This is a genomic window from Streptomyces sp. NPDC091292 (assembly GCF_044757265.1).
Classification (GTDB): Bacteria; Actinomycetota; Actinomycetes; order Streptomycetales; family Streptomycetaceae; genus Streptomyces.
On record NZ_JBIVUQ010000007.1, the window covers coordinates 81,071 to 96,347 of the forward strand.

At 65.9% G+C, this 15,277-nt stretch carries 10 protein-coding genes, 1 tRNA gene and 1 pseudogene; 10 read left to right on the forward strand and 2 right to left on the reverse strand.

Annotated features, from left to right (window positions below; genetic code table 11):
• Positions 1–228 precede the first annotated feature (228 nt).
• Positions 229–804: a response regulator gene (locus tag ACIQNU_RS20665; protein ID WP_401368974.1), complete on the reverse strand. Its 576-nt coding sequence runs from the start codon at positions 802–804 to the stop codon at positions 229–231.
• 196 nt (positions 805–1,000) lie between these two features.
• Between ACIQNU_RS20665 and ACIQNU_RS20670 the strand changes: the two genes are divergently transcribed.
• The 3 genes from ACIQNU_RS20670 (at position 1,001) to ACIQNU_RS20680 (ending at position 1,883) form a co-directional block, all read left to right on the forward strand.
• On the forward strand, positions 1,001–1,138 hold the full coding sequence (locus ACIQNU_RS20670) for a hypothetical protein (protein WP_401368250.1): 138 nt from the start codon (positions 1,001–1,003) through the stop codon (positions 1,136–1,138).
• Positions 1,135–1,749, forward strand: coding sequence for a hypothetical protein (locus ACIQNU_RS20675; RefSeq protein ID WP_401368253.1), 615 nt, complete (start codon positions 1,135–1,137; stop codon positions 1,747–1,749). The genes ACIQNU_RS20670 and ACIQNU_RS20675 overlap by 4 nt, the downstream gene beginning before the upstream one ends.
• A 61-nt stretch (positions 1,750–1,810) precedes the next feature.
• Positions 1,811–1,883 (forward strand) — tRNA-Arg (locus tag ACIQNU_RS20680).
• Positions 1,884–2,073: 190 nt separating this feature from the next.
• Here the strand turns inward: ACIQNU_RS20680 and ACIQNU_RS20685 are convergent.
• A complete protein-coding gene (locus ACIQNU_RS20685) occupies positions 2,074–2,391 on the reverse strand; it encodes a tyrosine-type recombinase/integrase (RefSeq protein WP_401368976.1) in 318 nt (105 codons plus the stop codon).
• Between the two features lie 53 nt (positions 2,392–2,444).
• Here ACIQNU_RS20685 and ACIQNU_RS20690 point away from each other — a divergent pair, with 53 nt between their 5' ends.
• The 7 genes and pseudogenes from ACIQNU_RS20690 to ACIQNU_RS20720 all read left to right on the forward strand — a co-directional run bounded on the left by ACIQNU_RS20690 (position 2,445) and on the right by ACIQNU_RS20720 (position 15,090).
• The gene (locus ACIQNU_RS20690) at positions 2,445–3,041 is read left to right on the forward strand and encodes an IS3 family transposase (protein WP_401368256.1); all 597 of its coding nucleotides are present in this window, start codon (positions 2,445–2,447) and stop codon (positions 3,039–3,041) included.
• 765 nt (positions 3,042–3,806) lie between these two features.
• A complete protein-coding gene (locus ACIQNU_RS20695) occupies positions 3,807–8,372 on the forward strand; it encodes an AAA domain-containing protein (RefSeq protein WP_401368259.1) in 4,566 nt (1,521 codons plus the stop codon).
• On the forward strand, positions 8,369–9,211 hold the full coding sequence (locus ACIQNU_RS20700) for a hypothetical protein (protein WP_401368261.1): 843 nt from the start codon (positions 8,369–8,371) through the stop codon (positions 9,209–9,211). Before ACIQNU_RS20695 ends, ACIQNU_RS20700 begins: the two co-directional genes overlap by 4 nt.
• An 81-nt stretch (positions 9,212–9,292) precedes the next feature.
• Positions 9,293–10,636, forward strand: coding sequence for a hypothetical protein (locus tag ACIQNU_RS20705; RefSeq protein WP_401368264.1), 1,344 nt, complete (start codon positions 9,293–9,295; stop codon positions 10,634–10,636).
• Positions 10,637–10,808: 172 nt separating this feature from the next.
• A pseudogene (locus ACIQNU_RS20710) lies at positions 10,809–11,253 on the forward strand (GNAT family N-acetyltransferase); the annotation flags it as partial.
• Positions 11,254–11,342: 89 nt separating this feature from the next.
• Positions 11,343–13,619 (forward strand): ATP-dependent nuclease, encoded by a 2,277-nt coding sequence (locus ACIQNU_RS20715; protein ID WP_401368266.1) that lies wholly within the window; start codon positions 11,343–11,345, stop codon positions 13,617–13,619.
• Positions 13,606–15,090: a UvrD-helicase domain-containing protein gene (locus ACIQNU_RS20720; RefSeq protein ID WP_401368269.1), complete on the forward strand. Its 1,485-nt coding sequence runs from the start codon at positions 13,606–13,608 to the stop codon at positions 15,088–15,090. The genes ACIQNU_RS20715 and ACIQNU_RS20720 overlap by 14 nt, the downstream gene beginning before the upstream one ends.
• Positions 15,091–15,277: the final 187 nt, after the last annotated feature.

Genomic DNA, 15,277 nt, shown 5'->3' on the forward strand with positions numbered 1-15,277 from the left:
GACATAGAGCTGACGATGGAGGGGAGGGCGGGGGCGGACAGTGTCCATCTGGACAGCGTCCATCTGAGGATCACGAACGACGAGGCGGCGGCGGGCCCAGCGGCCCCGGGTGTCTCCGTGCCCCCGGGAAACGGCGTGGCGAACCTACGCCTGAGACTCCTGACCCTGTCGGGCACGCTGGAAACGATAAAGAACGGAACGACCTTCACACTCCACGCGAGCGTCCCGCTAGATCCATCCCTCCCGCTGAGCGATGCGAATGGCGTCGACAAGGGTGCGGGCGTGGAGTTTGGCGACGGCGGCCGAGAGCCGGTTGCGGACGGTGCCGACGCCGAGGAAGAGTTCGGCGGCGATGGCACGGGCGTGCGCACCACCGGCGGCGAGCCGCAGCACCTCGGCCTCGCGGTGGGTGAGCGGCGTGACGGAACCGGCGGAGTCGACCAGCTCGGACGGCAGGACGACCCGCCCCCCGGCAGCGACGGAACGCACGGCCTGCGCCAGCTCCCGAGGCGAAACACTCTTGAGCAGATACCCGGAAGCACCGGCGTCGAGCGCCCGCCGAACATGACCGGGCCGATCAAGCGCGGTCAGCATGACAACCCGGCAGCCAGGCGCCCGTAGCCGCAGCTCCCGCCCGAGCGAAAGCCCGTCCATCCCCGGCAGATCAATATCGACAAGCGCGACATCGACCGGAACCCGCTCAAGAACCCCCAACGCCTCCGGCGCATCCCCGGCCTGCCCGACCACGTCGATCCCGAACTCCCCGTCAAGCAGAGCGACAACCCCGGCCCGCACCACAAGCATGTCCTCCACAACCACCACCCGAACCACCAAACCAACCCCCTGACCAGCCCAAACGGGGACTCCCGAACGCGGATCCCACACGGGCCAGGCTAGCCGCCGTGCCCACCGGGATCTCCCCGGCCTTGGCGCGGGCCCAGGGCGGACCGCCGTCCGCGCCTCTCGGCACAGCGCTGACTCGCCGAGCAACACCGCGTCGGTGCCGGACGACCCGGGGCGCTGGTTCGTGGCCGCCTTCTCGACCGTGGGCGGCGGCGACCCGAGGGACGACCTGGCCGATGCCCTCGTCGAATGGTTCGATGCCGTGATGGCGACCTTCCGGTGGAGGCGTGGATGAGCGACTTCTTCGCAGTGATCGACATCGAGTACATCGACCCCTACCCCTGGGCTGTACTTCCCCCTCGCTCCAGTGACCTCGGCCAGTTCGAGGAATGGGACGACATCGGGGCCTGGTGCCGCTCAGAAGCCGAAGACCTGTGGGCCGACCGCGAACTGGACCCGGGCCCGAACGGCGTCGACTTCGTCGCCGGCACCCTCCTGCGCTGCGCCGAGGCGTTCGCCCCGCCCGGCACGGACCACTGGCTCTTCCTCCACCAGGACCACCCCACCGACCTGCCGCTCCCCGTCTGCGCGACCATCGGCCGGTCCGCCGGTCCCCGCGAGGAGACCCTGCGCGCCCTGACCCTCGCGGACGACCCGTCCTCGGTGGAACCTCCGGTGGTCAAGCGGTTCAAGTCCGACCACCTCGGCGAGGGCCTGACCGTCTTCCGCTACCTCCCCCAAGCAGACTCCCCCCACCTCCTCGCCTGCGTCCGCTACGCCTGGCAGGTCGAGGAGTACGGCGCCGACGTCGTGATCTGGACAGCCACGGAGGACGTCACCCGGATCATGCAGGCAGCGAAGGACCTGGAATCCCTGGCCCGATCCCTGACCATCTACGACCCCTGACCCAGCCGCTACACTGTGGCTGGTGGCACGGCTGGGCACCATCCCTGCCACCACAACCTCCGCCTTCGTAGCTCAGGGGATAGAGCACCGCTCTCCTAAAGCGGGTGTCGCAGGTTCGAATCCTGCCGGGGGCACGACGCATTACCGCTCTGACCTGGGGTTTTCTCCCCAGGGAGGAGTTCTGTTCGGCCCCGGGACAACTCGTCCGGGGCCGTTTGCGTGAGCGGTGCGTGAGCGGACGGACAGTTGATCTCCGAAATTCCTCCCAACGGATCAGCATCATCCGGCACGGACTCCGGGCCAGGATGCTCCGCGCCGTCGGGCTCAGCCTCCGCTTCGGTGGCGGTGTTTTCGGAGGTGACGTGGGCGCGCGGTACGAGCCGGGCTGCGGCCTCGGCGATCGCCCAGGTCCGCTTCGGGGAGCAGGCTCGTGTGCGTGTCGGCCGTGATGGTGATCAAGGAGTGGCCGAGCATCTCCTGGATGTCCTTCAGGTCGGCTCCGGCCGCGTAGGCGAGGGTCGCGGCACCGTGGCGGAGGTCGTGGAGCCGGACCGGCGGAAGGCCGACCTCCTCGTACAACTCGATGAACCGCCCTGTGACGCTGGCGGGTTGACGCAGTTGTCCGTTCTCGCTGGTGAAGATCCTTCCGGTCTCCGCCCAAGTGCTCTCCCACTTCTCGCGGTCCTTGTCCTGCTGTGCGCGGTGCCGCCAAGCGTGCCCCGGACCTCCTCGACCGCGACTTCGTCGCCAGTGCCCCCATCCGCTGCTGGATCGCCGATTTCACGCATGTCGCCGCCTGGAACGGAGTCGTCCACGTCGCCTTCGTCGTGGACACCTTCGCCCATCGCATCGTCGGCTGGTCCGCCGCTGCCACCAAGGAGTCCAAGCTCGTCCTGGACGCCCTGAAGATGGCGCTGCGGCAACGCGACCGGCACGGATTCCCGCACGCGCAGGGCCAATTGACACATCACTCGGACGCGGGGTCGCCATACACATCGTTCGCGCTCGCCGAGCATCTCGACCAGGCAGGCATCGCGGCATCGATCGGCTCGGTCGGTGACGCCTACGACGACGCCCTGATGGAATCGATGATCGGCCTGTTCAAAACCGAGCTGATCAAACCCCGCCGACCCTGGAAGACGCTCTCCCAGGTCGAGTTCGCCACCGCCGAGTGGATCGACTGGTACTGCCACCGCCGACTCCACGGTGAGACAGGCCACGTCCCACCCGTCGAGTACGAGACCAACTACAACACGAAGTCCACGAAGCCCCAGGTCACAACCCCAACCTGAGATCTCTACCGAACCCGGGGCGGTTCACCAGACACCCCAAACTGGCCACTCCACCTACGCCTGCACCGAAACTTTCCAGCCGTCCTTACCTCCTACTCGTACCTCTCTCCACCGCTCCCGATGCCGCCGGTCCCCTGCCCCGAGTCGTAACCGCACCCAGCGACACCAGCGAGGCGCCGTTGCTCCACAACCCGAGATGATCACGGTGGTCGGCGAGGATGCCGTTCTCCGTGGCGAGCTCAACCGCCCCCCGAAGTGCGTCGTGGCCGCGACGATCGCCACCGCCCCTGCTGATCATCACCGTTGACGAATCGATCGGTACGCCACAGCCAACGCCCACCGACGGAGGCGCTGTCGAGTACGACTTTGCCGACTAGATTCGGCCATACCGCTGCCCAGAATGCCACCATCAAGACGAGCGTCATGGCCGGGACCAGATATCACGATGTGGTCACTGACCTGCAAGGACGTCACTACCCAACGTCAGCGAGTGCCACCCAGTAAGGACTCGATCCCACTACATGTGCTGGCGATGGGGACTCTCCTGACGATCTCACTATGTGCCCTTCCACCTGCATGGAAGCGTCTGAGGCAAGCCCGCCGTGCGAGTTTCGCCAGTCCAATCGGCACGGGGCGACCGGCTCGTCGGGCGGCGTGCCGAGCGCCGGGCTATGAAGCGAAATCAGTCATCCTGCGCGAAGCCGTTGTCGTGACCTTGGTCGACCCTCATCCTGGAACGTTCGTCAGCAGCCGAGAAGGAGAACGGTGAACGTTCCGCGAAGCCATGCGAGTGATCCCGACGTCATCGCGCAAACAGCAGGGCTGGTCAACTTCCTCCGCGACGTGGTCCACAGCAGCCACCAGCGACAGCGTGATGATCGAGGTCGCGACCGTCTGTGGCTGGGTCGGCTGCCGGAGCCCGTCCGTAGGCCGACGCCGCGCGATGACGGCGTCCTGCTGACTCTCGACCATGTGCCGCAGAGTGCGCCGCCCGACCTCCCCGCCTCGCTCGACGGCTGGGTCGAGCCGACACGCTGCCTGGACCCCGATGGGGGTGATCCACCTCTTGCGGACGAGGGTCCGGGGCGCGAGCTGGTGCGCGTCGCGGACGGGAGAGAGCCGCTGGAGGAGGACGGCACCCTGCGCCGTGAAGAGGCCGGTGACGTGCTGCGGGCCTACGGTACCTGGCTGGACCGCTGGCGCAGGTGGGCGGAGCAGGAGCGCGCGGAACGGCCGCTCCGCGAACTCTACGACCGGGTCTACGCGTGGCACCAGAAGCTGGCCCAGGAGGATGACCAGACCGAACTCGTCCTGGGCGTGGGGCTGTTGACCTGGACCGGTCCAAGCGAGGACACGGTGCACCGCCATCTGTTCACCCATCGGGTGGACACCTCGATGGACCGGCGCACGGCGAAGTTGACGGTGCGGCTGTCGTCGGAGAGCGCCCTGCGTCTCGAAGACCAGGATTTCCTGGACAGTGACGACGGATGGGTACGCGAGCGCGGAGCCGCTCTCTCGGAAGAGATCACCGCGCGCGGGATGGATCCTCTGGGGCCCGAGGCACTGGAGCAGCTGGCGCAGTGGCAGGAACGGGCGACCACGCGTCCCATGGGCTTCAGCGCGGCGTGGGAGCCACCCCGCGCACCTGAGTCAGGTGCGCGTCTCACGTACGCCCCCGCCCTGGTCATGCGCCCCCGGAACCTCAACTCTCTGCTGCGGTTCTACGACCAGATCGCGGAAGCAGTGGCCTCCGAGGGCCGCGCGCCGCTCGGTCTGGCCCAAATGGCCATGACGATCGAGGCTGGCGACCGATCCACCTGGGACGGGACTCAAAGGGCGCCGCTCTTCGGTGACGATCCTCTCTTCCCAGGCAAGACGAACGCACAGCAGCGCAGTGTGCTGGGGCGTCTGGAGCACGAAACCGGCGTTGTCGTCCAGGGGCCGCCCGGCACGGGCAAGACCCACACGATCGCCAACCTTGTCTCCGCATTGCTCGCACAGGGCCAGCGGGTGCTCGTCACCAGCGCCCGCGACCAGGCCCTGACCGTGCTTCGGGACAAACTTCCGCCTGCGGTAAGAGACTTGTGTGTCCTGCTGCTCAGTTCCACTCGCCGCGATGGCGCGGGCGAGCTGGAACGCACCATCAACGCGCTCACCGATCAGGTGGCCGCCAACGACCGCGATGAACTTCGTGCCGAGATCCGCCGCCTCGTCGGCGAACGAGACGAGGTGCGGGGACGGATCGAGACACTCACGGAGCAGGTGATCTCGCTCCGAGAAGCCGAGTACCGGCATCGGAGCGTGGCACCGGGGTACGCGGGAACGCTCGCCGAGATCGTGGAGCGGGTTCACGCAGGCGCTCAGGAGTTCGGGTGGATCAGCCCCCTTCCGGATTCCGCCGAGGCCGTTCCTCCGCTTACCTCCGAGCAAGCCCAGGAACTCCTCCTGCTGCTGCGCGACGGCGCGGGAGAGCCGCGCGCGGGCGGCGCGCTTCCCATCCCTGACGGGCTTCCTTCGTCCCAGCTCGTGGCGGAGGTTCTCGCGGCCAGCCGCCTCAACGACGAGGGTCTGTCTGCGGAGGCCGTTGAGTTCCGGAACGCACTCGCCCCTCTCGACGCATCGGTGACCGCCGAACTGGCCTCGCTGCTCGATGCCTGCGAGATGGCTCTTCACCACCTCGGAGTGCCAGCCGATGCAACGCGTTGGGATCCGGATTCTTGGGTCACCCGGGCGTTGGCGGACCGGCTCTCCCGGTCCGAGCTTGGACTGTGGCAGCGCGTAGCAGCCGTCGCCGACGATATCCGTGAGGTCGCGCGGGATGTGGACGCGCTTGGCCTGTGCCTGGTGATCGTGCCTGAGGACCTGACCGCCCAGAAGGCCGGCCAGTTGGCGACCGCTGGCACCGCGCTCCAAGCCCATCTGGCCAGAGGCAAGTCCCTACGACCCCGGTTTCCGAGCAGGGCGCAGAAGGACGCACGGGAGTTGCTTGACTCCTGCACCGTCAATGGCCGTACGCCGCAGACGACCGAGGACCTGGACGCCGTGCTGGCGCACCTCCGGGCCCACGCAGCGCTCGCTGGCGCAGCCACGCGCTGGCAGCGGGTGAATGTGACGGTCCCCCCAGGGGACGTGGAGGTACGGCTGGCCGAACTGACAGCACGCGCTGAGTGTCTTGAGCACGTACAGGTATTCGGCTCGGCCAGGGACCGCATCGACGAGCTTCTCGTGCGCCACGGTGTACGCCTGACAATCGTCTCTCGCCGGACGTGGCAGGACTTCAACGCCGGCGTCGCCGCGCTCGATGGCCGACGGGCCGCCGACGAGGCGGTCAGCCAGCTGGCCGCGTGGGACGAACTCCTTCGTATCCCCGTGCATGGCACGCAGCCATCTACGGAGTCCATGGCCCTCATCCAGTCCCTCCGTAACCAGGACGTGGATGCTTATGGCGAGGCCCTGGAAGCACTGGCCGCCGCGCACCAGAGGGAGCATCACAAGCGTCGGTGCGCCGAGTTGCTGCGTGTCCTACGCGCTGCGCATCCTCTGCTGGCAGGCCGCCTTGTGGACAGCGCGGGTACTCCCGGCTGGGAGGAGCGTCTGGGCTCCCTGGAACGGGCATGGGCGTGGGGAAAGGCTTCGCTGTTCCTGGACACGCAGCGCACACCTGGCCTGGAGCACAAGCTCGAAGGCGAATTGAGTGAGCATGAAGCCCGGCTGGAGCATGTGACCGGCGAACTCGCCGCCGCCTGGGGACGGTTGCACTGCCTGGAGCGGATGACCCAGGAACAGCGCTCGGCGCTCCAGGCATACCGGACGCACGTGGCGTCCCTCGGCAAGGGCAAGGGGCGGAGCTCGGGACTCTTCAAAGCTGCGGCGCGCGATGCGATGTCCGTGGCCCAGGACGCTGTTCCCGCTTGGGTCATGCCCATCCCTCAGGTCGCCGAGATGGTGCAGGCGAAGCGGAACGCCTTCGACGTGGTGATCGTGGACGAGGCCAGCCAAGCGGGGATGGACGCGCTGTTTCTCCTGTGGCTGGCTCCCCGCGTGATCGTTGTCGGTGACGACAAGCAATGCGCGCCCGCCGTTACGGGCAAGGGCCGTCATCAGGCCATCCAAGACAAGCTGGCCGCCCATCTGCCGGACATGCCCACCCGACTGCGCCAGCTCTACACACCGCATACCAACCTCTACCAGTTGCTGTCCACCTTCTTCCCACAGGTGATCCGCCTCGAAGAGCACTTCCGCTGCGTGCCCGAGATCATCAACTGGTCCTCCGGCACCTTCTACGACAACAAGCTTCTGCCCCTACGCCAGTACGGCGCCGAACGGCTGGACCCGTTGCGTACCCACTTCGTCGAAGGCGCCGTTGTCGCGGGCCGCGACAGCCGTGTCCACAACCCCAAAGAAGCCGAGGCGATCGTCGACTGCCTGGCCCACCTCGCCAAGGACCCTGCCTACCAGGACAAGACCATGGGTGTGATCGTGCTCCAGGGCTTTGGGCAGATCAAGCTCCTGGAAAACCTCATCGAGCATCGACTGCCGGTCACCGTGCGCGAGCAGCACCAGATACGCGTCGGCAACGCGGCCTCGTTCCAGGGAGACGAGCGCCACGTCATCTTGCTGTCCATGGTCGTGACGAACCCGCCGCGCGCGGCGGGCGGGAACAAGAGTGAGCAGCAGGCGTACAACGTCGCCGCCAGCCGAGCCCAGGACCAGATGCGGCTCTTCTACTCGGTCCCGCCGGACCGTCTCAAGCCACACGATCTGCGGCTCAATCTCCTGACATATATGGAGAACCCGCCCGCCGGGCTGGAGGCTGCCGCCGACATCGGACCGGTGCTGACTGATGTCCGCAGAGCTCCCTTCGACTCGCTCTTCGAACAGCAGGTGTACTTGAGGATCAAGGATCGGGGCTACCACGTGGTCCCCCAGTTCCCGGCCGGCAGCAAACGCATCGACTTGGTGGTCATAGGGGCCCGCGGCCGTCTCGCTGTTGAGTGCGACGGCGACGCCTTCCACCACGCCACGCGGGAGCAGATCGAGAACGACCAACGGCGGGACCGCGAACTGAAGCGCGTGGGCTGGACGTTCTGGCGAGTGCGAGATAGCGACTTCCGCTTCGATCCCGTCACGGCACTCGACGGCCTGTGGGAAGAACTCGACCGCCAGGGGATCCGGCCTGCGGACTATAAGCGATCCACAACAGCCACCACGCTGGTTGGCTCCGACGCTGAGTGGAAACCACTCGATCTCTCCTCGGACGACGAGCTCACCGATGACGAGGGCACTGGGGATGAACAGACCGACGACGACGCCACGGAGGACGCCGCATGATGCAGGACACCGTTCTGAGTCCGCTTGATGGCAACACGTTGAAGGAGTTGGCTCGCGTAATCTGCGGCGACGATCACCTCTACTACCGCAGGGGCTTCGAGATCGCCCAGTTCCTGGAGAACGCCGGATGGCGCAACGTGCCCGAGTACGACGGCGAGTACCGGGGCGAGTGGACATTCCAGCTACTCACGGAAAGACGCGAGAACCTCACTGAGCTGGAAAAGGTGCTCCTCAGGCTCGCCGACGCGCGCGAGTACCTCGAAGAACCCGGCCTCCTCCCGACCGTCGTTAACGCGGTCAACACCTTCCTGGTCCACGAAGGCTTCCGCCTGGAGAACCCTGGCGGCCGGCCCAGGGTTGTCGTCTGCGACCCAGCCATCGCGCACCCGGGCCAGCAGGCACCGGTCGAGCTCAAGGCGACCATGGCCGAAATCATCCGTGAACCGCAGATGGCCACGCTGCTCCAGCGACGCCTGGACGAAGCCCGTACCTGCTATGCCAACGGCGCTCATGTCGCGGCCATCATCATGCTGGGCAGCCTCCTCGAAGGCGTCCTGCTCACGGTGATCGAGGAACGCGACGCCTCCCTGCTGAGCAACAAGGACCCCAACTTCATCGGCCTCAAGGCCCTGATCGACATCTGCCACCAGGCGGGCTGGATCGACATCGACATGGAACGCTTCAGCCAGGCTGTCTGCAAGTACCGCAATTTCGTACACCCACGACGTGAGTTCCGTGAGGCGCACACTCCCGACCGCGACACGCTCACCGTGTCCTGGTACGTCGTCAACGGCGCCCTCAACGACCTCTCCGCCAGCCAGCCCGAAGCCAGCGCGTAGAGCGGGCACCTACGAAAGCCAGTGCATGCCTACCGAGCCCCGCAGTCAGACCAGGGACGACAGATCACGAGGGAGAGCAGGTTGAAGCTCACGGCAGAGGTGCTGAGGGACCTTGCGCAGCCGTCGAACATCGCAGTCCACTCGAACTCAGAGCTGGCCGGGGACGTGAGCGCTTCGGCGGCGGACGACGACAAGCAGAGAAAGGAGAAGGAGCTCGACCCGCTCCGCCGAAAGCCGGAACTGCAGCCCATACCGGCGACGGACCTCAACCAACTCGCCCAACTCACTCCCTGGGAGGTTCTGCACACCTTGGGACGGTCGATTGCCCTGGCCCGGCGCGGAGCGGGACGCGGCCTCGCCGAGCACTGGGGCTGCCTGAAGTACAACCAAGCTCTGACCGGGAACTCTGACGCCTTCATGGCCCTCTCACCCGAGGGCCGGGAGACCGCGGACTACTACAAGGCACTTCAGTCGGGAGAACTCGGCGCCGGTGTCGCACTGGCGCTCGCCACACGACTCCTGATCAGGCGTTACCCGGATCACGTCGTCTCGATCGTGCCCGCCGACACAGCCCTGCGTGCAGGGTGGGCCCTGACCAGTAGGGATTCCGGCCCGAGGTCGGGCTACCGGTACCGTCCGCAGTTCTTCGCCGAGGTATGGAAGCCCGGCGTGCCCTCTCGCGTCTTCCCGATCGCGTGCAAGGGCAACCACAGCGGACGTTCCAGTTCGCACATTCAACTCGCCTCGGCTTCCGCCCACGTCGAGGCGGTCCACATCGGAGCGTGGGGCGAGACACCGTGTCTACTGTTCAGCACGGAGCTCCCTCTCGACGGCCCTCTGACGGTCCACACCCTGGAGGCAGGCGGAAATGGAGGTTGGCTGGACGCTCCGGGTCGCGTTCTTGATCACGCGTTAGAGGATGAAAATGTCTATCCCGGTATCCAGCCACCTACGCAAGGCGACCAGCCCGTGGAGCCCGAACCCGGCTATCACGTAGGCCCGGACCTCTACGCATGGTTCCAACACGCACTCTCCCGCACAGCCGCAGCCGGTCTTACCGCTTTCGCCGGAGACGCAAGGGCGACCGCCCCGTACCTGACGAAACGACAAGGACAACGGAACTTCGCAGGCATTACGCACGCGGCCACGGACAGCGTCCAGGACGCACGGCACCGGTTCTTCGGCATCGACTTCGTCGGCACAGACCACGTCTACCGACTTAACCGGAAGCGAGTCGAGGCATTTTCCGGAGTCGCGGAGGATCTCTTCCGCCACCTTGAGGAGGGGCGGGTGGAGCAGTACCGTCGCGAAATCTACGCGCGCCGGTCCACCTGGCCACGCGACGCCTGGGCCCCCATCTGGAACGGTCCCATCTCAATACATCCAGACGGTTCCGTGCTGGCAATGCGCCTGCTGCGCGATTAGCCCACGTCGTACGTCCCTTTCATGGCGCATCTCGCGGGTCTGATCTGGTACGCGGAACAGGCCCACGAGCACCGAAACGGACCTCAACCCTGGCCCAATGAAGGTCCTTACCGATGCCGCTACCCAGCACACCCGGTAACACACATGCAGCAAGAGTTCGGCGCCCGCCGTCGATGTGCGCGCCCCGCTGATCCACATACCAAATTACGCGGTCATCGCGGTGGGTGAGCGCCTGGAACGGCGCAACGCCGAGCCGGGGTTCACGGCCACCCTCGCGTGCACAGACGGGTATCTGGTCGGCTACGCCTACGGCAACACCGCCGAGCACGGCGACCGTTACTGGCAGCGCACCAGCCCGGCGCTGACGGAGAAGTACACCGAGCGCACGGCCGCGGCCCTGAAGGAGATCGGCGTCCGACCGAACTGGCGGAAGACCGGTACCGCCCGCCGCATGACGCCCTCCTCGGCACACGCGAAGAGCCGTTCGTCACTCTCATTGTCAAGCCGGCCGCGGGCGACGGAAAGGTCCGCGCCCTCTGCGAGTCGTGGAGTACGAGCACCTCGGGCAGAGCCAGCCCTCGCCGGTCCTCACCGTGGTGATCCGCGCCAGCCGCTGACCGGCCGCCACATCTCCATTCGACACGGGGGCGGTTCAGTTCGCGTTGTGAGCGATGATGGTTGACGTGCTCTTTGGTCCCTGGGAGGCATGGTGCATCTGAGTCGTGTCACGGTGAGCGGGTTCCGCGCGAGCGCGGAGAACCCGATGGCCTGTGACCTGCCCGGACGGTTCAGTGTGCTGATTGGAGCGAACGGCGCTGGAAAGACCACCCTCACGGACGCGCTCTACCTGGCTCATCCTGGCAGCCGTTTTCCGGTCCTGCCACGGTACGGCTCCTCGGCACTCGCGCCCATGGACGCCAACCGCACCATAGAGGTGACGTACAAACTGGGCGACAGCCTTGCCACCGAAGGACGTCTTGGGCGGCACCTGCACGAGGCCAGACACCGTCACCTCGGCGAGGTCGCCGAGAGCTGGAACGTCTCCCTGAGCCGCAAGCTCGGGACCGTCGCCGCGAAGGTCAACGCAGTACACGGCGTATCACGGAACCTCGACCCGTACAAACTGATCTACTTGCCGGCCTGGCGTCATCCGCTGGACGAGCTAGCCCGTCGCGAGGCCCGGATCCTCGTGGAGCTGCTGCGTGCCGAGCAGCAGCGCCAGCGCGGGAACCGGAGCCTGGTGGAATTGCGGGCACGCGCCTCCCATCTACTGGAGGAACTGGCCAAGGACAGCCTCATCGATGCCATCGAAGCCAGGATCCGCAGCTATCTTGCCGATCTGTCGGCAGGGGTGAGCCCCCAGTGGCCCTACATACGCGGTCAGGTCATCAACGACACCTATCTAGCCCGGGTCCTGGAACTGATGCTCGCCGTCATGGAGGGACGCACAGATGCCCGACCGCTGGAGGTCTCCGGGCTGGGATACGTCAACCTGCTCCACATCGCCGTGACCCTTGCGGCGATACCCGACTCTGTAGAGCTTGCGCAGGATGATACTGAGCCTCACCGGGCAGCCCCCGATTTCCCACCCCCGACGGAGGAAGAACAGGTACAACAGGCGCTTGAGAACCTCGTCCAGGCGCAAGCCGACGCCGAGTCGGAGGAGGACTCCTTCTTCCCGACAACCCCCTTCCACGCGACCGTCGTCATCGAGGAGCCGGAGGCACATCTTCATCCGCAGTTGCAGCACGCTCTTGTCCGTTACCTACGCAGGACCGTGAAAGAGCGGCCAGAGTTGCAGGTCATCCTCTCCAGCCACGCAACTGATGTCATCACATCCTGTGCCCCGGAAGAACTGGTCGTCGTGCGCCAGACGACGCAGGGAAGGGTCTGCCGTACTGTCGCCAACGTTGTGCCGCTCAAGGAGCGCGAGACCGCTCTACGGAAGGCTCGGCTTCACCTGGACGCGAGCCGGTCGGCCGCCCTCTTCGCCGAACGCCTCGTACTGGTAGAGGGAATTACCGATGCCGCCGTTGTGCGGGAGTTCGGACGAACGTGGGCCGGGAAGGATAACCTCAAGCAGGCTTTCATCGATGCGCTAAGCATCGTGCCGATGGGGTGGAAGGTCGGCCAGTGGCCCGTTCATCTCCTGGCAACCCGGGACAACGAACTGTGCACGAGACTGGCAGTCCTCGTCGACAGTGACCTGCCCTTCGAGAGTGAAGAACGCAGCAAGCCGTCATGGCTCTCCGACCACGATCCCTCAGTCGTCGATGCCTTCATCAGCCACCCGACCCTGGAACCGGCCATCACCGAGGGCAACGAACCTCTGATCGCCGCAGCACTCCGCGACATCGACTTGGAAGTCCAAGACGTCACAACTCGGACTGTGTATGAGACGTTCCGCAGCAAACGCGCGGGCAAGCAAGGTGAGACTGGGACCAAGGCCGGACCGGGAGCCGGTAAGAAGGCAGAATTCGCGTTGGCTCTCGCGGGTCGCCTCATGGAGGCCAACGAAGCTGGCCACAAGAACAACGATGGCTCCATAACCGTACCCAACCACTTGCGGCAGCTCTTCGACTTCCTGTATCCGTCAGCCCCGACAGAGCAGACCATCGTTGAGCAGGGCATCGACCACCTCGGCGACGAGCCCGATGACGGCCTCCCTGAGCCTCCGTCCTGGCTGATAGCAGACACCAGATGGGATATGGACCTCCCTGCTGTCGAGTTGGGGGACCTCCACTGGCCGCACGATTGGGGGAGCCTCGAACCGCCCACTGCAGAGTCTGGATACGAGGCGAACCCAGACGTACCGGATCCGGACGCACCCCCCTGGGAGGATCTGCACCTTGAGCGGCCCGCCGCTGGCCTCCAGTCGGCGGCCACGGCACGGGGCGCCTGGCCTGTCGCGGGGGCACGACGGCCCGTGCGCTGGCCAACAGCCCCACCGCAAGCGGACTCGGCTGATCATGAGAAGTTCTGAACCTGGAGTCAACGGCCTCACACGCGAACAGCTCCTCGCGGTCGCAAGTCCGCACCGCCTCCTGTACATAGAAGCCGACCCAGGCTCGGGTAAGACCACCGTCTCGACCCAGCGCTTCGGGCTACACCGCTACTCGCGCACGACCGATCACCGGGCGGTTGTGGCGGTCAGTTTTACTCGCTCGGCCACCGAGGAGATACGCAGCCGAGTGCTGCGGCGATGGGGCCCCTCGGCACTCGCGTCGCCCCATCGCATCGTCACTCTCGACACGGTGCTGTATGACCTACTCACCCACCTCCTGCAGGCCGGGCTCCTCCAGTGGCCGGGGAGTCACCAGGAACTTGAGGTGCTGGACACGTGGCGGACCCACCTGCCCACCACTTCCACACGTCGGAAGCCGGTCCTCGCCTTGGAAGGTACGCGGGTTATCACGAGCTCCGTACGGGAAGCGAGGCCCGGAAGCCAAGTTGCTGCAGACGATTTCGCCACGGCCGTTGGCCAAGGGCGGTGCACGCACGACAACGTGCGAGAGGTGCTGCAACTCGCGCTCTGCATCGAGAGCGTCAGTGCCTCCGTCGTCAGATTCTTCTCCACCACGATCAGGTCCCTGCTCGTGGACGAGATCTACGACGCAAACGACCTGGACCTGGAGATCATCTGCCTCGCCGCAGATGCGGGCCTCAACATCACCCTGGTGGGAGATCCCTGGCAGGCTCTCTACGGTTTTCGCGGTGCCCGCCCTGAAGACGTACCGCGGCTCATCAGCCGACGAGGCTTCAAACGCAGCAATCTTCGGACCTCGTTCCGATGGTGCGACAGCGCCCAAGAATTGCTGGCATTGCAACTACGCCGCAAGGAGCGGGCGGTCCTTCCCACAGGCAGCGCGCGGAACGTCAACGTCGTCCTCGCCCGACAGTGGAAGATGCTGTGGGATACAGACCCCCATGTCCTTCCCCTCGCCATAAAGCCTCGGGCCGGCCAGTTCCAGGAGGCCGCCTGTACGTTGCTCCTCAACGAACTCGTCCAAAGCACCTTCGGTCAGCAGGCCATCTTCCTCAACGAGGCCCGAACCACCTTGGGCATCAACGACGGCAACACCTTGGCAGAGCTACGTCCGCATCTTCAGGCCACCCTTGAGCGCCTGACTGGCCAGCACGATCTCGGCGGCATCTGGAGCACCTTTGCCGACACACTGATCACCAAAATGCCCACCAAACCGTCGGGAAAGCACGAGCGAACGCCTCTAACCGGCCTCAAGAATCTGCGGGCAAGACTGCACGTCGCCCGCGAACGGCTAGTCCCTGGCTTGACGTGCCACCAGGCGAAGGGACGGCAGTGGGACAAGGTCGGCGTGAGGCTGGCGGAAACCGACACGGCGGCACTGCGGGACGGCCTCGACCCTAGCAACGAAGATCATCGCTCGCTCTACGTCGCACTCACCAGGGCGCGACACCTCAGCCTCGCGGTGTAAATGCTCGTGACTTCGCTATCTGGTCGTCGTCTCCCACCCCAGCAGCATCTGCTCAACGCAGGTGACTACGTCCCCGCATGCGTGAGCAATGCGTGAGCGGACGGCAAACCACAAGCGGTCTCACGCAGGATCGACATACCTGCCGCGTGGTGTTGACCAGTAAGAACAGCACCGCGCGGCATGGACA